At 72.8% G+C, this 21,176-nt stretch carries 17 protein-coding genes; 11 read left to right on the forward strand and 6 right to left on the reverse strand.

The genetic code is table 11. The annotated features are described in order from the left end of the window. Positions 1-16: 16 nt before the first annotated feature. Positions 17-685 (reverse strand): MOSC domain-containing protein, encoded by a 669-nt coding sequence (locus EV284_RS07210; protein ID WP_130331486.1) that lies wholly within the window; start codon positions 683-685, stop codon positions 17-19. A gap of 80 nt (positions 686-765) precedes the next feature. On the opposite strand from EV284_RS07210, the gene EV284_RS07215 reads away from it, so the two are divergent. Both EV284_RS07215 and EV284_RS07220 read left to right on the forward strand, forming a co-directional pair. Further along, entirely contained in the window at positions 766-1,665 is a 900-nt protein-coding gene (locus EV284_RS07215) for a LysR family transcriptional regulator (protein WP_130331488.1), read from the forward strand. 140 nt (positions 1,666-1,805) lie between these two features. Continuing rightward, positions 1,806-2,012 carry a hypothetical protein gene (locus EV284_RS07220; protein ID WP_130331490.1) on the forward strand — a complete coding sequence of 69 codons (207 nt, stop codon included), beginning with the start codon at positions 1,806-1,808 and terminating at the stop codon, positions 2,010-2,012. A 166-nt stretch (positions 2,013-2,178) separates the two neighbouring features. Here the strand turns inward: EV284_RS07220 and EV284_RS07225 are convergent, their stop codons facing one another. Then, the gene (locus tag EV284_RS07225) at positions 2,179-2,502 is read right to left on the reverse strand and encodes a WhiB family transcriptional regulator (protein ID WP_031180829.1); all 324 of its coding nucleotides are present in this window, start codon (positions 2,500-2,502) and stop codon (positions 2,179-2,181) included. Positions 2,503-2,883: 381 nt separating this feature from the next. On the opposite strand from EV284_RS07225, the gene EV284_RS07230 reads away from it, so the two are divergent. The 4 genes from EV284_RS07230 (at position 2,884) to EV284_RS07245 (ending at position 7,675) form a co-directional block, all read left to right on the forward strand. After that, entirely contained in the window at positions 2,884-3,495 is a 612-nt protein-coding gene (locus EV284_RS07230) for a response regulator transcription factor (protein ID WP_003948568.1), read from the forward strand. Positions 3,496-4,183: 688 nt separating this feature from the next. Beyond that, positions 4,184-4,771 (forward strand): sigma-70 family RNA polymerase sigma factor, encoded by a 588-nt coding sequence (locus EV284_RS07235; RefSeq protein ID WP_030811807.1) that lies wholly within the window; start codon positions 4,184-4,186, stop codon positions 4,769-4,771. Between the two features lie 133 nt (positions 4,772-4,904). Then, positions 4,905-6,413 (forward strand): IMP dehydrogenase, encoded by a 1,509-nt coding sequence (gene guaB / locus EV284_RS07240; protein ID WP_130331492.1) that lies wholly within the window; start codon positions 4,905-4,907, stop codon positions 6,411-6,413. Between the two features lie 137 nt (positions 6,414-6,550). Next, positions 6,551-7,675 (forward strand): GuaB3 family IMP dehydrogenase-related protein, encoded by a 1,125-nt coding sequence (locus tag EV284_RS07245; protein WP_130331494.1) that lies wholly within the window; start codon positions 6,551-6,553, stop codon positions 7,673-7,675. A 524-nt stretch (positions 7,676-8,199) separates the two neighbouring features. On the opposite strand, the gene EV284_RS07250 is transcribed toward EV284_RS07245, so the two are convergent. Further along, positions 8,200-9,402, reverse strand: a complete 1,203-nt coding sequence (locus tag EV284_RS07250) for a nucleotide sugar dehydrogenase (protein ID WP_130331496.1) — start codon at positions 9,400-9,402, stop codon at positions 8,200-8,202. Between the two features lie 305 nt (positions 9,403-9,707). Between EV284_RS07250 and EV284_RS07255 the strand changes: the two genes are divergently transcribed. Continuing rightward, positions 9,708-11,414 carry a glycerol-3-phosphate dehydrogenase/oxidase gene (locus EV284_RS07255; RefSeq protein WP_130331498.1) on the forward strand — a complete coding sequence of 569 codons (1,707 nt, stop codon included), beginning with the start codon at positions 9,708-9,710 and terminating at the stop codon, positions 11,412-11,414. A 14-nt stretch (positions 11,415-11,428) separates the two neighbouring features. Here EV284_RS07255 and EV284_RS07260 read toward each other — a convergent pair whose 3' ends face one another. Beyond that, a complete protein-coding gene (locus EV284_RS07260; RefSeq protein WP_130331500.1) occupies positions 11,429-11,731 on the reverse strand; it encodes a hypothetical protein in 303 nt (100 codons plus the stop codon). A 337-nt stretch (positions 11,732-12,068) separates the two neighbouring features. Between EV284_RS07260 and EV284_RS07265 the strand changes: the two genes are divergently transcribed. The 4 genes from EV284_RS07265 (at position 12,069) to EV284_RS07280 (ending at position 19,994) form a co-directional block, all read left to right on the forward strand. Further along, entirely contained in the window at positions 12,069-14,036 is a 1,968-nt protein-coding gene (locus EV284_RS07265) for a serine/threonine-protein kinase (protein WP_207228962.1), read from the forward strand. Between the two features lie 160 nt (positions 14,037-14,196). Beyond that, positions 14,197-16,638 (forward strand): protein kinase, encoded by a 2,442-nt coding sequence (locus EV284_RS07270; protein WP_130331502.1) that lies wholly within the window; start codon positions 14,197-14,199, stop codon positions 16,636-16,638. Between the two features lie 168 nt (positions 16,639-16,806). Next, the gene (locus EV284_RS07275) at positions 16,807-18,354 is read left to right on the forward strand and encodes a serine/threonine-protein kinase (protein WP_130331504.1); all 1,548 of its coding nucleotides are present in this window, start codon (positions 16,807-16,809) and stop codon (positions 18,352-18,354) included. A 74-nt stretch (positions 18,355-18,428) separates the two neighbouring features. Beyond that, positions 18,429-19,994: a serine/threonine-protein kinase gene (locus EV284_RS07280; protein WP_130331506.1), complete on the forward strand. Its 1,566-nt coding sequence runs from the start codon at positions 18,429-18,431 to the stop codon at positions 19,992-19,994. A 57-nt stretch (positions 19,995-20,051) separates the two neighbouring features. Here EV284_RS07280 and EV284_RS07285 read toward each other — a convergent pair whose 3' ends face one another. Continuing rightward, positions 20,052-20,642, reverse strand: a complete 591-nt coding sequence (locus EV284_RS07285) for a DsbA family protein (protein ID WP_130331508.1) — start codon at positions 20,640-20,642, stop codon at positions 20,052-20,054. Between the two features lie 121 nt (positions 20,643-20,763). Beyond that, positions 20,764-21,126: a DUF2267 domain-containing protein gene (locus tag EV284_RS07290; RefSeq protein WP_130331510.1), complete on the reverse strand. Its 363-nt coding sequence runs from the start codon at positions 21,124-21,126 to the stop codon at positions 20,764-20,766. Between the last annotated feature and the right edge of the window lie 50 nt (positions 21,127-21,176).

Raw genomic sequence — 21,176 nt, forward strand, 5'->3', positions numbered from 1 at the left:
CCGTGGTGACGGCCGCTCAGCGCGCCTGGTCCGCCAGGTACTTGTGGACCTGGGCGAGGGCCTCGCGGTGCAGGGCGTCGCCCGCCGCGAGCAGCGAGGGCAGCAGCTCCCGCTCGGTGGTCACCGCGCGGAACTGCGTCGCCGCCGTCACCCCGTGGTCCGGCCGGTGCACGATCTCCACCGCGTCCCCCGCCCGTATCTCACCCGGCGCGATCACCCGCAGGTAGGCCCCCGTGACGGCCTTCCGGGTGAACCTCCTCACCCAGCCCGGCTCGGCCACATGGCCCTGGAACGTACGGCACGGAATCCGCCCCGAGGTCACCTCCAGCACCACCCCGGACCCGATCCGCCAGCGCTCCCCGATCAGCGCCCCGGAGACGTCGAGCCCCTGGGTCGTCAGGTTCTCCCCGAAGAACCCGTTGGACAGGGAGCGGCCCAGTTCGCGCTCCCAGTCGTCCAGGTCCTCGCGCGCGAAGGCGTACACCGCCTGGTCGTCCCCGCCGTGATGGCGCAGCTCGCACACCGCGTCCCCGGCCAGCCCGCTGCCCCCGACCCCCTTCGGCCCCGGCGCCGCCACCCGCACCGGACCCTCGACGGGCCGCTTGTCGATGCCCGTCACCCCCTCGGCCTGATCGGTGTACGGCACGGCACGGGGTCGCCCCAGATTGACGGAGAGAAGCTTCATGCGCGCACGGTACGTGACCGTCACCCAAAGCGTCGACGCGATATCGGGGGCCGCTCCCAAGCACCGCTTATGCTCGAAGGGTGATCGAGGCCCGTCATCTCCGTGTCCTGCGCGCCGTCGCCGCCAGTGGTTCCTTCTCGGCGGCGGGGCGCGAACTGGGCTGCACCCAGCCCGCCGTCAGCCAGCAGATGAAGGCGCTGGAAGCCTCCGTCGGCACCCCGCTGCTGGTCCGGGGCGGGCGGGAGATGCGGCTGACCCAGGCCGGAGAAGCCCTGGTCAGGCACGCCTCCGGCATCCTCGCCGGACTCACCGCCGCCGAGGAGGAGGTCGCCGCCATCGCGGGCCTGCGCGCGGGCCGGGTCCGGCTGGTCTCCTTCCCCAGCGGCACCTCCACCCTGGTCCCCACCGCCCTCGCCGCCCTGCGCGCCGCCCACCCCGGCACCCGTGTCTCCCTGGAGGAGGCCGAGCCGCCGAGGTCCGTCGAGCTGCTGCGCGAGGGGGACTGCGACGTGGCCCTCGCCTTCCGCTACCAGGGCGCTCCCGCCACCGAGGAGTGGGACGACCTGGTGATACGACGGCTGCTGACGGACCGTCTGGTCGCCCTGGTCCCGGAGCGGCACCGGCTCGCAGGTGCCGAGGCCGTCGCCATCGGGGAGCTGGCCGAGGAGCCCTGGATCGCGGGCTGCCCGCGCTGTAGGGGTCAGCTCGTGCAGGTCTGCGAGGGCGCCGGGTTCACCCCCCGCATCGACTTCGCCACCGACGACTACCCGGCCGTGGTCGGCCTGGTCGGCGCCGGTCTGGGCGTGGCCGTTCTGCCCCAGCTCGCGGTGGAGTCGGTACGGCCCAGGGGAGTGCGCGTGGTCCGGCTGGAGCCCGCGGTACGGCGGGAGATCGTCGCCCTCACCCTGCCCGACCTGGCCCAGGTCCCCGCCGTGGCCGCGACCCTGGAACAGCTCGGCAGGGCGGCTTCGCGAGGCTGAGCAGCGCCGCGCCTCGCCTCGCGGGCCTCGCCTCGCGGGCCTCGAACGGAGCGCCCATGCTTGAGACAAGAGGGCGCCGTCGTTCCGGGACTCGTCCTTCCTCAAGGCCGAACGAGGGCGCCTGAGAGGAGGAGGAAGTCATGCGTGTCCCAAGATTCCTGGCCCTCGTCCTGGCCACGGCAGCCCTTGCCGGCGTGAGCGCCGTAGGCGCTTCCGGCGCCGGGGCCGCCTCGTCCCCGAACATCTCCAGGGACGACTGCGTGGCCGCCGGCGGACAGATCGTTTCACGCCCGTACGCGGGTGACGCCTGCGCGCTGCCCGGCGGGACCACACCGGCGATCACCTGAACCACGCGGACCCGGGCACCTCGCCGCGCACGGCAGCGCCCCGCGGCGCTCGACCGCGGGGCGCGAGCGGCTGCGATGGCGGTCACGGCAGCCGGGGGGCCGGGTCCGGCCAGGCACGGCTCAGGGGCACGCGGGTGCGTGCCCTGATGGATGAAGAAACGTTCCTTCAGGCGTGAGAGCCGGGGCTCCCGCTGGTGGTGGACACCAGGCGGTTGCGCGCCCGGCCCATCAGCTCTTCGCGCTCGTCCTCGGTCAGCCCGCCCCACACGCCGTACGGCTCACGCACCGCCAGCGCGTGGGCCGCGCACTGCGCTCGGACCGGGCACCGCATGCAGACCTCCTTGGCCGAGTTCTCACGTGCGCTCCGCGCCGCACCGCGCTCGCCCTCCGGGTGGAAGAAGAGCGAGCTGTCCACCCCTCGGCAGGCTGCCAGCAGCTGCCAGTCCCACAGGTCCGCGTTCGGTCCGGGAAGGCGGGAGAAATCTGCCATTACGTGACCCCTTGTAGCCGTTCTGGGCGGATACCGTGCCTTCGACCGTACATCTCCGGTCTAAGGAGATGAAAATATGACTCATTGCGAATCTAGCCTCAGACACTGAGAAACGGCACCAAAAGCGACTAAATGGGGCACAAGTTGTGCGGAAAACCCGTGGGTCCGCCGCGCGTGACGGCACCGTGTCGGAGCCCTCACGTAGAGTGCCGAAGTCAGTACGCCGACCCGTAACTCTTTCGGGTGACCGTCGTTGAGAGTGCGGAGGCGGTTGAAAACACAAGTGCTCGGGCAGGCGTCCGAGACGGTCGACCGCACAGGTGACGATTCCGTACCAGCCTGGAGGCTCAAGGTGACGCGCATCAGCTCCGGAGGGCGGTCATGACTTCCGTCCTCGTCTGCGACGACTCCCCGCTTGCCCGAGAGGCGCTTCGCCGCGCGGTTGCGACCGTGCCCGGCGTCGAGCGCGTGACGACGGCTGCCAACGGCGAGGAAGTCCTTCGCCGCTGGGGCGCCGACCGCTCCGACCTCATTCTCATGGACGTACGCATGCCCGGCCTGGGCGGCGTCGAGACCGTGCGCCGTCTGCTGTCCGCCGATCCGGGCGCGCGCATCATCATGCTGACCGTCGCCGAGGACCTCGACGGCGTCGCCCTCGCGGTCGCCGCGGGCGCGCGGGGGTACCTGCACAAGGACGCCTCCCGCGCCGAGCTGCGCGCGACGGTGACGCAGGCCCTCGCCGACCCGACCTGGCGGCTGGCCCCGCGCCGGCTGCGCTCGGCCGAGATGGGGGCGGCGCCCACGCTCACCGCGCGGGAGATCCAGGTACTGGAGGGCATGAGCCACGGCCGTTCCAACGCGGAGATCGGCCGCGAGCTGTTCCTCTCCGAGGACACCGTCAAGACCCACGCCCGGCGCCTGTTCAAGAAGCTCGGCGCCTCGGACCGCGCCCACGCGGTGGCACTCGGCTTCCGCTGGGGACTGGTCCGGTAACGCGTGCGCGGCCGCTGCGCCCGGCCTTGGCCGTGGGGTTCTCGGTGGGCGTCGCAGGGTGTGTGCGGGCGCCCGGTAGTGCCCTCGGCCGGTGCCGGTGGGGCTCGTCGGTCCGGCTCGCCAGGGGCATCGGCCGTGGACGCGGCCTCCGCCGACGCCGAGGGTGTGCTCGTGCCCGGTGGCCGGACGGCCGCCGCGTACGGGGTGAGTCCGGCCGTCGCGGGGGCGCCTCGCGGGTGCGGCCGGCTCGGCTCGGGTGCCCCGCGTGCGCGTCGTCGGGCGGTGCCGGTCGCGGCCGGTGCCGGATGCGGGCCGGGCGCCGGAGACGCCTCTCGTCCGCGCGGTCCGGCGGGTCCACCGTCGGCCGTCGGCGGCGACCGGCCCTCGGGGCTGAGCCGCCTCGTCGGAGACACCGCTGCTCACGGGCACCCCCGTACCCGCCTCGCCGGAGGCGTCCGTGGCGGAATCGCCCCCGTTCGCGCCCCGCGAGGGACCGCGTGCTGCTTGTTTCGGTGGGGATGCCGCATCCTTGAGGTGTGGAGTCTCTCGGGGACGAGTCGAGCGAGCGGAAAACGAGCGGAAGGGGAGGGCGCAGGAGATGAGTGCCGGCGCACCTGCTCATAACGCTTCGGTGCACAACCACGAACGCGATGCCACGGACCGGACGGCCGCAAGGCACCATGGACCGATGCGCGACGACGAGGCGGGCACGGCCCCCGGGCCGATCGGCCCCCTGGTGCACCGTGCCGTCGATGGAGACGAACAGGCCACGCACGACCTGCTCGCACACGTCCACCCCCTCGCGCTGCGCTACTGCCGCACCCGTCTGTCCCGACTGCCCGGCGACGCCCGCCACTTCGTGGAGGACCTCGCGCAGGAGGTCTGCGTGGCGGTGCTGCTCGCCCTGCCCCGCTACCGCGACACCGGCCGCCCCTTCGAGGCGTTCGTCTTCGCCATCGCCTCCCACAAGGTGGCCGACCTCCAGCGCGCCGCGATGCGCCACCCCGGCTCCACCGCCGTCCCCTCGGACGAGATGCCGGAGCGCCCCGACGACTCCCTGGGCCCCGAGGAGCGCGCCCTGCTCAGCTCCGACGCCGCCTGGGCGAAGAAGCTGCTGGCCAACCTCCCCGAGAACCAGCGCGAACTACTGCTGCTGCGGATCGCCGTGGGCTTGACCGCGGAGGAGACAGGGCAGATGTTGGGAATGTCACCAGGTGCGGTCCGCGTGGCCCAGCACCGCGCGCTGAGCCGCCTGCGGGCCCTCGCCGAGCAGTAGCCCACGAGGCCTCCGTGCTGAAATTCGTACGAAAACACGAAGCCTGAAGCGCCCCCCTAGCGTGGAATTTGCTCACGACGCTTCCCGTTAGCATGGACATCCGCACCGATCAAGGCCATTTGGGGAAGGTGTCATGACTGCCAACGTCGACGGAGTGCCCGGTAAATTCCAGACACTCGGGCTGACCTACGACGACGTGCTGCTGCTGCCGGGCTCGTCGGACATGGCGCCCGACGACATCGACACCGCCTCGTACGTCTCCCGGAACGTGCGGGTGAACATCCCGCTGCTGTCCGCGGCCATGGACAAGGTGACCGAGTCCCGCATGGCGATCGCCATGGCCCGTCAGGGCGGCGTGGGCGTGCTGCACCGCAATCTGTCCATCGAGGACCAGGCCAACCAGGTCGACCTGGTGAAGCGGTCCGAGTCGGGCATGGTCACCGACCCGATCACCATCCACCCGGAGGCCACGCTCGGCGAGGCCGACGCGCTGTGCGCCCGGTTCCGGATCAGCGGTGTGCCGGTGACGGACAACGACAAGAAGCTGCTCGGCATCGTCACCAACCGTGACATGGCCTTCGAGACCGACCGCACCCGGCGCGTCCACGAGGTCATGACGCCGATGCCGCTGGTCACCGGCAAGGTCGGCATCTCCGGCCCGGAGGCCATGGAGCTGCTGCGCAAGCACAAGATCGAGAAGCTGCCGCTGGTCGACGACCGCGGTGTGCTCAAGGGTCTGATCACGGTCAAGGACTTCGTCAAGGCCGAGCAGTACCCGAACGCGGCCAAGGACTCCGAGGGCCGCCTGCTGGTCGGCGCGGCGGTCGGCGTGGCCGGTGACTCCTTCGAGCGCGCCCAGGCGCTGATCGAGGCGGGCGCCGACTTCATCGTCGTCGACACCGCGCACGGTCACTCCCGGCTGGTCGGCGACATGATCGCCAAGATCAAGTCCAACTCCTCCGGCGTCGACGTCATCGGCGGCAACATCGCCACCCGTGACGGCGCCCAGGCGCTGGTGGACGCGGGCGCGGACGGCATCAAGGTCGGCGTCGGTCCCGGCTCCATCTGCACCACGCGTGTGGTCGCGGGTGTCGGTGTCCCGCAGGTCACCGCGATCTACGAGGCCGCGCTCGCCGCCAGGGAGGCCGGGGTCCCGGTCATCGGCGACGGCGGCCTGCAGTACTCCGGCGACATCGCCAAGGCCCTGGTCGCGGGTGCCGACACCGTGATGCTGGGCTCGCTGCTCGCGGGCTGCGAGGAGTCGCCGGGCGAGCTGCTGTTCATCAACGGCAAGCAGTTCAAGTCGTACCGGGGCATGGGCTCGCTGGGCGCCATGCAGACGCGCGGCGACCGCAAGTCGTTCTCCAAGGACCGGTACTTCCAGGAGGGCGTCGCCTCCGACGAGGCGCTGATCCCCGAGGGCATCGAGGGCCAGGTGCCCTACCGCGGCCCGCTGTCCTCCGTGGTGCACCAGCTCGTCGGCGGTCTGCGCCAGTCGATGTTCTACGTCGGCGGCCGTACCGTCCCGGAGTTGCAGGACAACGGCCGGTTCGTCCGGATCACCTCGGCGGGTCTCAAGGAGAGCCACCCGCACGACATCCAGATGACGGTCGAGGCGCCGAACTACAGCAGCAAGAAGTGACGCACGCGCACGCGTGCCGGTCGTGACGAGGGCGGTCCCGGAGCATCCGGGACCGCCCTCCGCTTCGCCGGGGACGGCCATCGGCGGCCCCGTCGGGGATACTGGAAGACGCTGTAAGCATCAGGGAAAGGCATGACGTGACTGAGATCGAGATCGGGCGCGGCAAGCGCGGCCGCCGGGCGTACGCCTTCGACGACATCGCCGTCGTCCCCAGCCGCCGTACGCGGGACCCGAAGGAGGTCTCGATCGCCTGGCAGATCGACGCCTACCGCTTCGAGCTGCCGTTCCTGGCCGCTCCCATGGACTCGGTCGTCTCCCCGGCCACCGCGATCCGCATCGGTGAGATGGGCGGCCTCGGCGTCCTCAACCTCGAGGGTCTGTGGACCCGGCACGAGGACCCGCAGCCGCTGCTGGACGAGATCGCGGAGCTGCCGGCCGAGGCGGCCACCCGCCGCCTCCAGGAGATCTACGCGGCTCCGGTCAAGGAGGAGCTGATCGGGCAGCGCATCAAGGAGGTGCGGGACGCCGGTGTGGTCACGGCCGCCGCGCTCTCCCCGCAGCGCACCGCCGAGTTCTCCAAGGCGGTCGTCGACGCGGGCGTGGACATCTTCGTCATCCGCGGCACCACGGTGTCGGCGGAGCACGTGTCCTCCTCGCACGAGCCGCTGAACCTGAAGCAGTTCATCTACGAGCTGGACGTGCCGGTGATCGTCGGCGGCTGCGCCACGTACACCGCCGCCCTGCACCTGATGCGCACCGGTGCGGCGGGTGTGCTGGTCGGCTTCGGCGGCGGTGCCGCGCACACCACGCGCAACGTGCTGGGCATCCAGGTCCCGATGGCGACCGCGGTCGCCGACGTGGCCGCCGCCCGCCGCGACTACATGGACGAGTCCGGCGGCCGGTACGTGCACGTGATCGCGGACGGCGGGGTCGGCTGGTCCGGCGACCTACCCAAGGCGATCGCCTGCGGCGCCGACGCGGTGATGATGGGCTCCCCGCTGGCCCGTGCCACGGACGCGCCCGGCAGGGGTCACCACTGGGGCATGGAGGCGGTCAACGAGGAGCTGCCGCGCGGTCAGAAGGTCGACCTCGGCACCGTCGGCACCCTGGAGGAGGTCCTCACCGGCCCCTCCCGCACCCCCGACGGCTCCATGAACTTCTTCGGCGCCCTCCGCCGCGCCATGGCCACCACGGGCTACAGCGAGCTGAAGGAATTCCAGCGCGTCGAGGTCACGGTCGCGGACAGCCAGCACCGCCGCTGATCGTTTTCCGCACGAAGAGGGCCCGGTCACTTCGACCGGGCCCTTTCGTGTGCGCGGGGGCGCGTCCGAACGCACAGGGAGCGCACAGGTGCGTTCTGGACGGATACGCGGTTGGCCGCTCTTATGGGCCGATAGTGTCCCTTTCGGCGCCCCAGTTGTCTGGGACGCCCCCTTCCAAGGACACGTTCCGGACCCCGGCCCTCGGGGCCCGGCCCGAATCCAGCGGACCGCCTACCGGGCTGATGGGCGGCGGCGTGGAAGGGGGTCGTCCATGGGACGTCACCGCAGGCCCACTCGTCGGGATCGGAGCCGTCTGTGGATGGTGAAGTTCCGAAGGAGGTGGATCTTGCGGATTTTCGGATGGTGAGCGGCCGCCCCTAAAGACAGTAGGGGCGGACGCTCTGTGAACCATCCAGGAGCCTGCCGCAGTACCCGCTGCGGTGGGCTCCACCTGTATCTCAAGATACAGAAGGGTGGGGTTGCTTGCCGTCGGTCTCCCGGAGGCTGCTCCCGCGCGCCCCCTCTCACAACCGGTGCGCCGCGCCCGTCGGGGTCGCCCCTCGGGTGTCCAGGAGGAGCTGGGCCTTCACGGAGAGGCCCTGGAGGTCGTAGGTGCGGTGGGGCTGGAGGAGGAGGGTGAGGTCGGCGGCTGCCGCTGCTTCGTAGAGGGAGTCGGCGCGGGGGACCGGGCGGTCCAGGACGTGCCAGGCGGGGAGGTGGGGGTCGTGGTAGCTGACGGAGGCGCCGAGTTCCATCAGGCGGACGGCGATCTCGTGGGCGGGGGCGCCCTGCTGGTCGGCGAGGTCGGCCTTGTAGGTGACGCCGAGGAGGAGGACGCGGGCGCCTCGGGCGGACTTGCCGTGCTCGTTCAGGAGGGCGGCGGCCCGCTGGACGACATAGTGCGGCATGCGTTCGTTGACCTGCTGGGCCAGCTCCACCATGCGCAGACCCCGGCTGGCGTGGCCGGTGAGGTCCTGCGGCACGCCGTGACCGCCGACGCCGGGCCCCGGCCGGAACGCCTGGAAGCCGGACGGCTTGGTCTCCGCGCAGCGGATCACGTCCCACAGGTCGACGCCCAGCTCGTGGCAGACGACCGCCATCTCGTTGACGAGCGCGATGTTGACGTGCCGGAAGTTGGTCTCCAGCAGCCGTACCGTCTCCGCCTCGCGCAGTCCCCGCGCCCGGACCACCTTGTCGGTGAGCCGGCCGTAGAACGTGGCGGCCGACTCGGTGCAGGCCGGGGTGAGGCCGCCGATGACCCTGGGGGCCGGGGTGTGGTCGCGGCCGCCCGGGTCGGTCCGGCTGGGGGAGTAGGCGAGGTGGAAGTCGCGCCCGGCGCGCAGTCCGGAGCCGCGCTCCAGGATCGGCCGCAGCAGCTCCTCGGTGGTGCCGGGCAGGACGGGCGACTCCAGGATGACCGTGGTGTGCGGGCGCAGCCGCCCGGCCAGCGTGCGGGCGGCCGCCTCGACCTGGCCGAGGTCGAGTTCGCCGTCGGCGCCGCGCGGGGTGGGGGCGCAGATGACGGCGGTGCGGACCCGGCCGAGCTGGGCGGGGTCGGTACTGAGCCGGAAGCCGGTGGAGCGCATCCGGCGGAGTTCGGCGGGGCTGAGCGACCCCGCCTCGGGGCCGGTGGCGTACCCGACGGTGGGGATGCCTGCGGCGACGGCGGCCTGGGCCAGCGGCAGGCCGTAGGGACCGAGTCCGATGACGGCGAGATCTGCGGGCATGGCGTGGGCCGTCCTTCCCGATAGCCGAAGTGGGAATGGTGCGCAAGCCCGGTGGACCGCCTGAGCGAGCGCACAGTCAGACTAGGTACAAATATGACCGTTATGTGTGATTGTGTTCGTGTGTCTCCAGGGTGTCTTCGGGGCGATACACGCGGGTTGTCCACAGGCTGGGGGCCCGTGGTGGCCGAACCCGGCCGGGGCCGCCACACTTTTGAGCATGAGGTTCTGGGCATGAGGAGGGGACGAAGGGGCGGCGCCGCACCGGGCGCGGCCCACCAGGGGGCTTGCGAGAGCGGGAGGCAGCGGTGAGGACAGCGACCCTAGACCCGGCGCAGCGCGCCGAGGCACTGGCGGAGATGACCGAGCGCGAACTGGACGTGCTGGTGGTCGGCGGCGGCATCGTGGGCGCGGGCACCGCGCTGGACGCGGCCACCCGCGGCCTGTCCACCGGCCTGGTCGAGGCGCGGGACTGGGCGTCCGGCACCTCCAGCCGGTCCAGCAAGCTGATACACGGCGGCCTGCGCTATCTGGAGATGCTCGACTTCCCGCTCGTGCGCGAGGCGCTGAAGGAGCGCGGCCTGCTGCTGGAGCGTCTCGCTCCGCACCTGGTCAAACCGGTCCCGTTCCTCTACCCCCTCCAGCACCGCGGCTGGGAGCGCCTGTACGCGGGCGCGGGCGTCGCGCTGTACGACGCGATGTCCATGGCCCGGGGCCACGGCCGGGGCCTGCCCACCCACCGTCACCTCACCCGCAGCCGCGCCCTGCGCGTCGCCCCCTGCCTGCGCAAGGACGCCCTGGTCGGCGCCCTCCAGTACTACGACGCCGAGGTGGACGACGCCCGCTTCGTCGCCACCCTGGTCCGCACCGCCGCGTCCTACGGCGCCAAGGTCGCCAACCGCGCCCGGGTCACCGGGTTCCTGCGCGAGGGCGAGCGGGTCGTCGGGGTCCGGGTGGAGGACGTGGAGGCCGGCGGGGAGTACGAGATCCGCGCCCGCCAGGTGGTCAACGCCACCGGCGTGTGGACCGACGACACCCAGGGCCTGGTGGGGGAGCGCGGCCAGTTCCACGTCAAGGCGTCCAAGGGCATCCACCTGGTCGTGCCCAAGGACCGCATCCACTCCAGCACCGGCCTGATCCTGCGCACCGAGAAGTCCGTCCTCTTCGTCATCCCCTGGGGCCGGCACTGGATCGTCGGCACCACCGACACCGCGTGGGACCTCGACAAGGCCCATCCGGCCGCGTCCAGCGCCGACATCGACTACCTGCTGGAGCACGTCAACTCGGTCCTGGCCGTACCGCTCACCCGTGACGACGTCGAGGGTGTGTACGCGGGCCTGCGGCCCCTGCTGGCCGGCGAGTCCGAGGCCACCAGCAAGCTGTCCCGCGAGCACACCGTGGCCCACCCGGTGCCGGGCCTGGTGGTCGTCGCGGGCGGCAAGTACACGACGTACCGGGTGATGGCGAAGGACGCCGTCGACGCGGCGGTGCACGGCCTGGACCGCAGGGTGGCCGACTCCGTCACCGAGGAGATCCCGCTGCTCGGCGCCGAGGGATACCCGGCGATGTGGAACGCCCGCGAGCGCATAGCCGAGCGCAGCGGTCTGCACGTGGCCCGCGTCGAGCACCTGCTGAACCGGTACGGCTCGATGGCCGACCAGCTCCTCGACCTGATAGCCGCCGATCCCACCCTCGGCGAACCCCTGCGCCACGCGGACGACTACCTGCGCGCCGAGATCGTCTACGCGGCCTCGCACGAGGGCGCCCGGCACCTGGACGACGTCCTCACCCGCCGCACCCGCATCTCCATCGAGACCTTCGACCGGGGCACCCGCAGCGCCCGCGAGGCCGCCGAGCTGATGGCACCGGTGCTCGGGTGGGACGAGGACCAGATCGCCCGCGAGGTCGAGCACTACGAGAAGCGGGTCGAGGCCGAGCGCGAGTCCCAGCGCCAGCCCGACGACCTCACGGCGGACGCGGCCCGGCTGGGCGCGCCGGACATCGTGCCGCTGTAGGACCGGCCGGAGCTTCACTCGAACGAGTGGCCGGGTGCGGGATCTCCGTTCCCGGCCCGCCCGTTCATGGTGGCAAAGGGCTCAACTCGGCTGTGGCCGGTGCTGGTTCGGACCGGGCGTCGCGTCGTCGCGTCGGCGTGGTCGGCGCAGTCGGTGATGCCGCTGGTGCGGGTGGGCAGGGTGCGCGGGGTGGGGCCCGATTCCTCGCCGGAGTGCCGTGTCCCGGCGCGGAGTCGGGGCAGGAGTCCGGGGAGGTTCTGTTCGACGGTGTCGTACAGCCGGTGTTCCGCGGCGAGCCGCAGCACGACGATCGCCACGAAGGTCCTGCGCCGGCAGGGCCGCGGCGGGGGCTTCACCCCCGCTGACCAGCAACGCAAGCGCAGTGTCCGAGAACCCGGCGCCGGAGGTCGCGCCAGGAGTCGTGGGGGTGAGCAGCACAGCCGCGAGAACCGGTATGGATAGGACTGTCCGAAGGGTCGGCATCCCTGACTCCTTCCGCGCCGGGGACATGATCCCGGCAACTGGAACATCTGGTTCGACAGGCCCGCCGGCACGGCGGACGAGGGGCGCTTCGGAGGGGGCCCCTGGGCGTCGGCCGGTTGCCGGGTGAGGGACAATGAAGGCTCTGTCAGGGCGGGTTGCATGAGGGGACGCATGTCGGAGGCGGAGCGGGCGGGGTCATCCCGTCAGGAGACTCGTCAGGGCAAGAACGAGCGTCGTCTTCTCGCCGGGCGGTACCGGCTGGGGGACGTGCTGGGCCGGGGCGGCATGGGCACGGTCTGGCGTGCCGAGGACGAGACCCTGGGCCGGACGGTGGCGGTCAAGGAGCTGCGGTTCCCGTCGAACATCGACGAGGAGGAGAAGCGGCGTCTGATCACGCGCACGCTGCGCGAGGCCAAGGCGATCGCCCGTATCCGCAACAACAGCGCGGTGACGGTCTTCGACGTGGTCGACGAGGACGACCGGCCGTGGATCGTCATGGAGCTGGTCGAGGGCAAGTCCCTGGCCGAGGTCATCCGTGAGGACGGCGTGCTGACGCCCCGTCGGGCCGCCGAGGTCGGGCTCGCCGTGCTGGACGTGCTGCGGTCCGCGCACCGCGAGGGCATCCTGCACCGCGACGTGAAGCCGTCCAACGTGCTGATCGCCGAGGACGGCCGGGTCGTGCTCACCGACTTCGGCATCGCCCAGGTCGAGGGCGACCCGTCGATCACCTCCACCGGCATGCTCGTCGGTGCCCCCTCCTACATCTCCCCGGAGCGGGCCCGCGGCCACAAGCCCGGCCCCGCCGCCGACCTGTGGTCGCTGGGCGGCCTGCTGTACGCGTCGGTCGAGGGCGTGCCGCCCTACGACAAGGGGTCGGCCATCGCCACCCTGACCGCCGTGATGACCGAGAGTCCGGAGGAGCCCAAGAACGCGGGCCCGCTGGGCGACGTCATCAAGGGCCTGCTCACCAAGGAGCCCGAGCGGCGGCTCGACGACGCCGGCGCGCGGGCCATGCTCGACAAGGTCATCCACGCCGGTGACCCCGAGCCGCTCGACGCCACGCGGGTCGTGCCGATCCCGGCGCAGCCCGACTCCCCCGAGACGAAGCGCGAGGAGTCCGGCGACAAGGTGCGCGGCGCGCTGCGTTCGGTGCGCAAGGCCGCCGGAGCCGCGTCTGCCGCGGCTGTCGCCCGGTCGAAGAGCGAGTCCGGCGCGACGACCGGAGCCGGTGGACGCGGGGCGTCCGACACGCCGAACTCCAGCGCGAACAAGCCAAGTTCCAGCTGGCCCGTGATGCCCCGGCCCGACATCGATCTCCCGCCGAGGCCGGCGCCCAAGGCGTCGCTCACCGACGTGGTGCCCCGGCGCACGCTGATCGTCGTCGCGGCGGTGATCGCGCTGGCCCTGGTGGTGCTCGGCACCGTCCTCGCCCTCACCCTCGGCGGTGACGACGACAAGGGCACCGGCGCCCAGGGCTCGCCCAGCGCGAGCGCCTCCGGCAAGCGGGACCCGGACAAGGGCGGTTCCGGCGCGACCGGTCCCGACGGTTCCGGGTCCGCGCCCGCCCCCGACGGCTCCGGCGATCCCAGTGGCGCCGGCACCGCCGACGACTCCGACGGCAAGGGCAAGGGCAAGGGCAAGGACGGCAGCGGCGGTCCGGACGACGACTCCGCCGGCTCCTCCGGCAAGAAGGGCTCGGGCAGCGCGCCCGTCGTGACGACCCGCAAGAGCTCCCAGGGCTACTCGATCGGCCTGCCCAAGGGCTGGAAGTACGGGTCGACGAGCGCCGCGGGCGACCGCTACACCGGCCCCGACGGGCAGAAGCTGCTCGTCGCCTGGACCAGCACGCCCAAGAGCGACCCGGTGAGGGACTGGCAGAACCAGGAGCGCTACATGGTGCGCTCCCAGTACGACCGCATCCGGATAGCCAAGGTGGACTACCGGGGCTGGACCACGGCCGACTGGGAGTTCACCTATGTGGACGGCGGCACCAAGTACCGCTCCATCGACCGGGGTTTCAAGGTCAACGACCACCTCGGACACGCGCTGATGTACACCGCGAGGAGCGCCGACTGGGACAGCGCGCTGCGCGAGGACACGTGGAAGACGCTCACCGCGTCCTTCGAGCCCAAGTCGTGACCTGAACGAGTTCGGGTTGGGAGCCTGTAATCGGTCATCCCCTCGGTGCGGGTTGCCTCCGGCACGTATCGTGAATGGTTGAGAACCGTACGCAGCCGGGTGCGACGCGTGACGGGCGGTGAACGATCGCGGGCGACCGGAACGGCAGGGGGTGGCGGACGTGGACGACTACGCGGGGCGGGTGCTCGCCGACCGCTACCGACTGCCGCTGCCGCCCTCCGACGAGTACGAACTCACCGAGACGTACGCCTTCGACACCTACAGCGGGCAGGAGGTGCTGGTCCGTCAGGTGCCGTTGCCGGAGGTCGTCGAGGCCGAGGTGATCGACGCCGAGGGACTGCCCGAGGGGTTCACGGCGCGTGAGCGCGGCCGCCGTGCCCCGGCGGCCCGCAGCGCCACCCGCACGCCCAGGGACCCCGCCGTGCGGCGCGCCGTGGAGGCCGCGCAGGCGGCGGCGCGGATACCGGACCATCCACGGCTGGACCAGGTCTTCGACGTGTTCGCCGAGGGCGGTTCGCTGTGGATCGTCAGCGAGGCGGTGTCGGCGCGCCCGCTGTCCGCGCTCCTCGCCGAGCAGCCGCTGTCGCCCTACCGGGCGGCCGAGGTCGCGGCCGACGTGGTGATGGCGCTGCGCGTGCTGCACGCCCACGGCTGGACCCACCGCAACATCACCTCCCGCACGGTCCTGGTCTGCGACGACGGCCGGGTCATGCTGACCGGCCTCGCGGTCGGCGCGGCGGAGGAAGCGCTCTGCGGATACGACCCGGTCCCGGCCCAGGACGGCCCGGAGGACCACCCGCTGCCCGACCAGCGGCAGCCCGGCGCGGGTGTCGTCCCGCGTACGGCCGCGACGGCGGCCGTCGCCGACACGGACCCCGAGGCCGCACGGCGTGCCGCGATCCAGGCCCGCGTGGCCGGCGGACTGCCCGCCCCCGCGGGCGGCGACTCCGGCGCCCCCGCACCGGCCCCGCCGCGCCCGGTGGAGAGCGGGGACGACATCCGGGCCGCCCGCGCCGGTGCCATCGCCGCGTACCGCGCGGGGGCCCGCGCCGCCGCCCGCGTACAGGAGTCGCAGCGGGGCGGCCGTGCCGCCCTGCCCGGCGCGCGGACGCCCGCCGAGGGGGAGATCGCGGAGGAGGGCGGCAACCCGCCCGGTCACGTGGCCGACCCGTACGGGGTCGCCGGGCGGCCCTGGCACGGCGCCGCGCCCCGCCGAGCCCAGCCGGAGACGGCTCCGCCCTACCCGTTGAACCCCGCCCGGCCGGGTGTGCCCGGTCCGCCCCGGCCCGCGCTGCCCGCGCAGAACGGCGACGGGTCCGGCGTGTCCGGGTGGGACGAGCCGGAGGCGGCCGGGGCGCGGCGCGGGCCCGGTACCGCCATCGCGGCCGAGCGGTCGCGGCACATGCGGATGACCGTGGTCGGCCCGGTGACCGAGCGGTGGGCGCCGGAGCAGGCCGGCCCGGTGCACGAGAACTGGCAGCTGGCCGCACCCGTGGGTCCCGCGACCGACCTGTGGGCGCTCGGCGCGCTGCTCTTCCGCGCCGTCCAGGGGCACGCGCCCTACCCGGAGGAGTCCACCGCCGAGCTGGTGCAACTGGTGTGCGCGGAGCCGCCCGCCTACGCGGAGGAGTGCGGCCCGCTGCGCCCGGTGGTGGAGTCGCTGCTGCGTCAGGACCCCACCGAGCGGCTGGACTTCGAGGAGCTGAGCGGCTGGCTGCGCTCGCTGGTGCGGTCCGCGCCCGAACCGGACGCCGGCGCCCATGTGGTGCCGGTGCCGCCCGCCGACCCGGCCCGGCTGCCGATAGTGCGCCGGCGCGGTGAGCTGGCCCGGTGGCGGCGCCGCAACAAGGCGCCGGTGCCGCATCCGCACGCCCGGCACAAGCGGGCCCGGCAGGAGGCGCAGGGCTCCCCGCGCAGCCTCGGCCGCACCCTGCTGCTGCTCGTCCTCCTGCTGCTGGCCGGAGCCGTGGCGTACGCGGTGATGTTCATGCCCAAGCAGGGCGAGGACGGCGACCGTGCCGGAGTGGCCGGGCAGGCGAGCCCCGCGCCCTCTCACCGGCGGGAGCCGTCCGAGGAGGCGAGCACACCGGAGGACGGGCCGACCGCGTCCTCGCCCGCCACCGAGACCCAGACCGGCGGCGGAGCGGCGGCGGACGGGTTCACCCTGCGCACCGACCCGGCCGGCTTCAAGGTCGCCGTCGCCAAGGGCTGGTCGCACGCGCCGCGCAACGGCAGCGGCCAAGTGGTCTACTCGCGCGGCAACTTCGAGCTGGTCGTGGTACCGGGCCGGGACAGCACCGCCACCTACGGCAGCGATCCGATGGTGTACCAGCGGGACAAGGAGAAGGAGTTGCAGCCGTACCGCGACTCCAGCTGGGCCACCGCGTCCGGGCTGCGCACCATCGAGGTGGGCGGACGGACCATGGCCGAGGGGCAGTTCACCTGGACCGACGCCCAGGGGCGCGACCTGTTCGTGCGCAACATGGCGATGCTGCTGAACGGGCGGTACCACATCGTGCAGGTGCGCGGTCCGGAGGCGGAGCGGGACGAGGTCACCCGGCTGTACGACCAGGCGACGGCCACCTACCGCTACACCGGCTGAGGCGACGCCCCGACAGGCCCCGTTGCGGAAGCGGGCGTTCGGTTGCGCGGACTGTGCGGAAGCGACAACGGTCACAGTGCCGATTCCGTGGTACCCCGCCGGTTCCCTGGGCGGGGAGCGGTCCATAGTCTGACCCTGACAAGAGCATTGCGGGGCAACGTGAATCAGATGCAGGGCCAGCTCGTGGCGGGCCGCTACCGGCTCACCGATTCCATCGGCAGCGGCGGCATGGGACGGGTGTGGCGCGCCCACGACGAGGTGCTGCACCGGAAGGTCGCCGTCAAGGAGCTGACCGCGGCGCTGTACGTCTCCGAGAGCGACCAGCACGTGCTGCTGGCCCGTACCCGCGCCGAGGCCCGCGCGGCCGCGCGCATCAACCACTCCGCCGTCGTCACCGTGCACGACGTGCTGGAGCACGACGGCCGCCCGTGGATCGTGATGGAGCTGGTCGAGGGGGAGTCGCTGGCCGACGCGGTCAAGGAGCGCGGGCGGATCGAGCCCCGCGAGGCCGCGCGGATCGGGCTGTGGGTGCTGCGGGCCCTGCGCGCGGCACACACGGCGGGGGTGCTGCACCGCGATGTGAAGCCCGGCAACGTCCTGCTGGGCCGGGACAACCGGGTGCTGCTCACCGACTTCGGCATCGCGCAGATAGAGGGCGACAGCACCATCACCCGTACGGGTGAGGTCGTCGGCTCGGTCGACTACCTCGCGCCGGAGCGCATACGCGGGCACGACCCCGGTCCGGCCTCCGACCTGTGGGCGCTCGGCGCGACGCTGTACACCGCCGTCGAGGGGCGCTCGCCGTTCCGCCGCACCTCGGCCCTGGGCACCATGCAGGCCGTCGTGGAGGAGGACGCCGAGGAGCCCCGCAACGCCGGTCCCCTCGCCCCGGTCATCGCCGCCCTGCTGCACAAGGACCCGGCCCGCCGCCCGGACCTGGCCACGGCCGAGCGCATGCTGGACGACGCGGCGGCGGGCCGCCGGACGCGGACCGCGCCGGTGTACACCGCGCCCCCGCGGAGTACCGCGCCCGCGCCCCGCGACACGGCCGTCACCGCCGTGAGCCCGGCCCGCCGCGGCCACCGCACCCGCGTGCTCGCCCTGGCCGCCGCGGCCGTCCTGGTCTTCGGCGCGAGCCTGACCGTGGGCTACCTGCAGTGGGGTGGCGGCCACCGCGCGACGGGCACGGACGATCCGGCCGAGAGCCCGTCCGCGTCGGCCACGAACAGTTCGAGCGCCGTCCCCGACGACTGGGAGCGGTACGACGACCCGGTCGGCTTCAGCATCTCCCTGCCCAAGGGCTGGAAGCGGTCCGTCTCCATCGACAAGGACGGCATCCGGCAGGTCGACTACTCACCCGACAAGGGCAAGCACCTCGTCCGGGTGGCCGTCGACACCGACCCGGACTTCCGTACCTCCTACGAGCACCTCACCGACCTGGATCAGCGGGTCTCGGCCCGGCTGCTGGAGTACCGGCGGCTGGTCCTGAAGGAGGAGGTCTTCCGCGACGAGCCGGGCGCCCGCTGGGAGTACACCTGGAACGCCCTGGCCAAGGACGGCCCCCACTACTTCCCGGGCCCGTACCACGCCATCGACGTCGGCTACATGAACGCCGACGACACCGAGTACGCCCTCTACTCGTCCTCCCCGGCCGACGACTGGCCCACCACCAAGAAGCAGTTCACCTGGATTCTCCGGAGCTTCCAGGAGGGCTGAATCGGCCGCCACCTCCCTACCTTGGCCGGTCAGCGCCCCGGAAGGGGTGGGTCCGGTGCGGCATGATGGGCGGTATGGGGACCGAGGGGCACGACCTCCGTGTGGTCGCGGGCCGGTACCGCCTCGAGGCGCGCATCGGACGCGGCGGGATGGGTGTCGTCTGGCGGGCCGACGACCTGGTGCTGGGCCGTCAGGTGGCCGTCAAGGAACTCACCCTGGACGACTCGCTGTCCGAGGAGGACGCGCGCCGGCGGCGGGAGCACTCCTTCCGGGAGGCGCGGGCGGTGGCGCAGTTGCGGCACCCGCACATCATCGTGGTGCACCACGTGGTCGAGCAGGACGAACGCCCCTACCTCGTCATGGAGCTGATCGACGGCTGCTCGCTCGCCGAGCGCATCGCCGCCGACGGCCCGCTGGACGCCGCCGAGGCCGCCCGGATCGGCGCCGACCTGCTCAGCGCGCTGGCCACCGCGCATGCCGCCGGGGTGCTGCACCGGGACATCAAGCCCGCCAACGTGCTGCTGGAGTCGGGTACCGACCGGGTGGTGCTCACCGACTTCGGCATCGCGCGGGTCGCGGGCGCGACGACGCTCACCGAGACCGGCTCCTTCGTCGGCTCGCCCGAATACACCGCCCCGGAACGGATGTCGGGGCTGCGCGGGGGGCCGGCGTCCGACCTGTGGTCGCTGGGCGCGCTGCTGTGCGCCGCGCTCAGCGGCGAGTCGCCCTTCCGGCGCGACTCGCTCGGCGGCATCCTGCACGCCGTCGTCACCGACGAGATCCGGCCGCCGTCCGAGGCCGGCCCGCTGCTTCCCGTCGTGCGGGGCCTGCTGGAGCGCGATCCCGAACTGCGGCTCGGCGCCGCCGACGCCGAGCGGATGCTGCGTACCTACCTGGAGACCGGCCGCATGCCCCCGGCGTCCGGGGTTCCCGCGGCCGCGCGCACGCTCCGGCTGCTGGGCGCGGTACGCGGCACCAGGTCCGACGCGCCGCCGACCGCGCCCGAACCAGCGCAAGGCCCCGCCCGGCCGTCCCCGAGGCGGGTGAGGCTGATCGCCGCCCTGCTGGTGGCCGCGGTGGCCGGAGCCGCCGTGTCGGCGGCGGTGCTGATGCTGCACCAGAACCGGGGCGGCGGCGACGACGCGCCCGGCGCCCCCTCCGCCTCCCGCACACCGGGCCCCACCGGCACCCGGGCGCCCTCCGGCTACCGCACCGTCCGCGACCCCGCGGGCTTCGCCCTGGCCGTGCCGGACGGCTTCAGCCGCGAACGGCAGGGCGAGCGCGTCTTCTACCTCTCCGCCGGCGGCACCTTCCGCCTCGGCATCAAGATCTCCCCGCCGGAACCGGGCGGCCCCGCCGCCGTCCTGGAACGCCTCGCGGCCGGGGGCGCGGACAGCAACCCCGGCTACCGCGACGGCCGTGTCACCGAGACCAGCCACGAGAAACACCCCGCCGCCCTCTGGGAGTTCACCTGGAACGGCTACACCCCCGCCGAGGGTGCCCGGCACACCTACGACCTGTGCTGGGAGGAGGGCGGCCGGATGTACGACGTGTGGGTCTCGGGCCCGCTGGGCAAGATGCGCGAGGCCCGCGAGCACTTCGACGTGGCCGTGGACACCTTCACCGTCACGGCCCCCTGAACGGACCGACGGCCGCCATGGAACGTCATGGAGCCGGTCCACGGCCGACCGGGCGCCTCATCCTTCGACACCGGCGAGGGCGGCACGGACCGCGGCAAGGATGGTCTGGGGGCTGGCCGGTACCGGAGTCCCCTGGACCGCCACGGTCGGCGTTCCGCCCACGCCCCGCTGGACGGCCACCGCCGTCACGTAGGAGCTCCAGTCCAGGTAGACGCCCTGCCGGACGCACTCGGCGAACGAGCTGTCCTCCAGTCCCACCGCGCGGCCGAGCTCGACCAGTTCGTCGTCGGACAGGCCCGGCCCGCCCTCGGGGGGCTGGTGGGCGAACAACGTGTACAGGTAATCCATGAAGTGGCCACCGTCGGAGGCACAGCCCGAGGCAGCCGAGGCGCGGGAGGAGTACCGGGTGGTGGACAAGCCGTCGAGAAACCCCATCGGGTGGTAGACGAGACTGATCGCCCGGTCGGCCACCAGCTCGTCGAGGAGCGGCCCGCTCCTCCCTTCGAACTGCTTGCAGAACGGGCACAGAAAATCGATGTAGGCATCCACCTGTACCGGGCCGGTTCCGACGACGATGCCGTCCCCGCTCGGCGAGGCATGGGCCGGAACACGGGAGGGCGGGCTGGTGTGGGGCGTCCGAGTACTCATGCCGAGTCCCCTGCCGTGAGGTCGATGGAAATCGCGTCGTACCGCGCGCCACGCACGGCGGACCGACCACCCGCGCCCGGGCGTGCGCACAGCCGCGTTCCGGACGCCGGGATGTCCGACGCTAGAGGTCCTGGAATTCGTTCGGCAGTTGCGCCATCACATCCTCGAACTCGGTGCCCGGGACGGCCTCTCTCAGAGTCCTGAAAACCGCCGCGACGCCGTCGCGCGCCACGGCCTCGTCGACGCCCGCCCGCTCACTCACCCGCCGGACGAACTCGGCGACGCCGAATTTCTCGGCGACATCCTCCGGTGGGACCAGGGGCGGGGCGATCTCGGCGGGCAGGACGCCGGCCAGATGCCTGGCCTCGCCGCCGGTGATCCGCTCGCCCAGCGTCAGCATCGTGGCCCGGGTCAGCTCCCCGGCCTCCTCCTCGGGCACACGGGCCCGCTCGCTGACGAGACGGATGAACTCGTCGCTGTCCATGGCGCCTCCAATCCGGCAACCCATCACGGGTACCGCGTCTGCATGGCCCC

Source organism: Streptomyces sp. BK022, assembly GCF_004217355.1.
GTDB lineage: Bacteria > Actinomycetota > Actinomycetes > Streptomycetales > Streptomycetaceae > Streptomyces > Streptomyces griseoluteus.

Bases quoted from the DNA above. Each gene is read 5' to 3' on its own strand.
- EV284_RS07210 (WP_130331486.1), bottom strand. From the start codon at position 685: ATGAAGCTTCTCTCCGTCAATCTGGGGCGACCCCGTGCCGTGCCGTAC.
- EV284_RS07220 (WP_130331490.1), top strand. From the start codon at position 1,806: ATGCGTGTCCCAAGATTCCTGGCCCTCGTCCTGGCCACGGCAGCCCTT.
- EV284_RS07225 (WP_031180829.1), bottom strand. From the start codon at position 2,502: ATGGCAGATTTCTCCCGCCTTCCCGGACCGAACGCGGACCTGTGGGAC.
- EV284_RS07230 (WP_003948568.1), top strand. From the start codon at position 2,884: ATGACTTCCGTCCTCGTCTGCGACGACTCCCCGCTTGCCCGAGAGGCG.
- EV284_RS07235 (WP_030811807.1), top strand. From the start codon at position 4,184: ATGCGCGACGACGAGGCGGGCACGGCCCCCGGGCCGATCGGCCCCCTG.
- guaB (WP_130331492.1), top strand. From the start codon at position 4,905: ATGACTGCCAACGTCGACGGAGTGCCCGGTAAATTCCAGACACTCGGG.
- EV284_RS07250 (WP_130331496.1), bottom strand. From the start codon at position 9,402: ATGCCCGCAGATCTCGCCGTCATCGGACTCGGTCCCTACGGCCTGCCG.
- EV284_RS07265 (WP_207228962.1), top strand. From the start codon at position 12,069: ATGTCGGAGGCGGAGCGGGCGGGGTCATCCCGTCAGGAGACTCGTCAG.
- EV284_RS07275 (WP_130331504.1), top strand. From the start codon at position 16,807: ATGCAGGGCCAGCTCGTGGCGGGCCGCTACCGGCTCACCGATTCCATC.
- EV284_RS07280 (WP_130331506.1), top strand. From the start codon at position 18,429: ATGGGGACCGAGGGGCACGACCTCCGTGTGGTCGCGGGCCGGTACCGC.
- EV284_RS07285 (WP_130331508.1), bottom strand. From the start codon at position 20,642: ATGAGTACTCGGACGCCCCACACCAGCCCGCCCTCCCGTGTTCCGGCC.
- EV284_RS07290 (WP_130331510.1), bottom strand. From the start codon at position 21,126: ATGGACAGCGACGAGTTCATCCGTCTCGTCAGCGAGCGGGCCCGTGTG.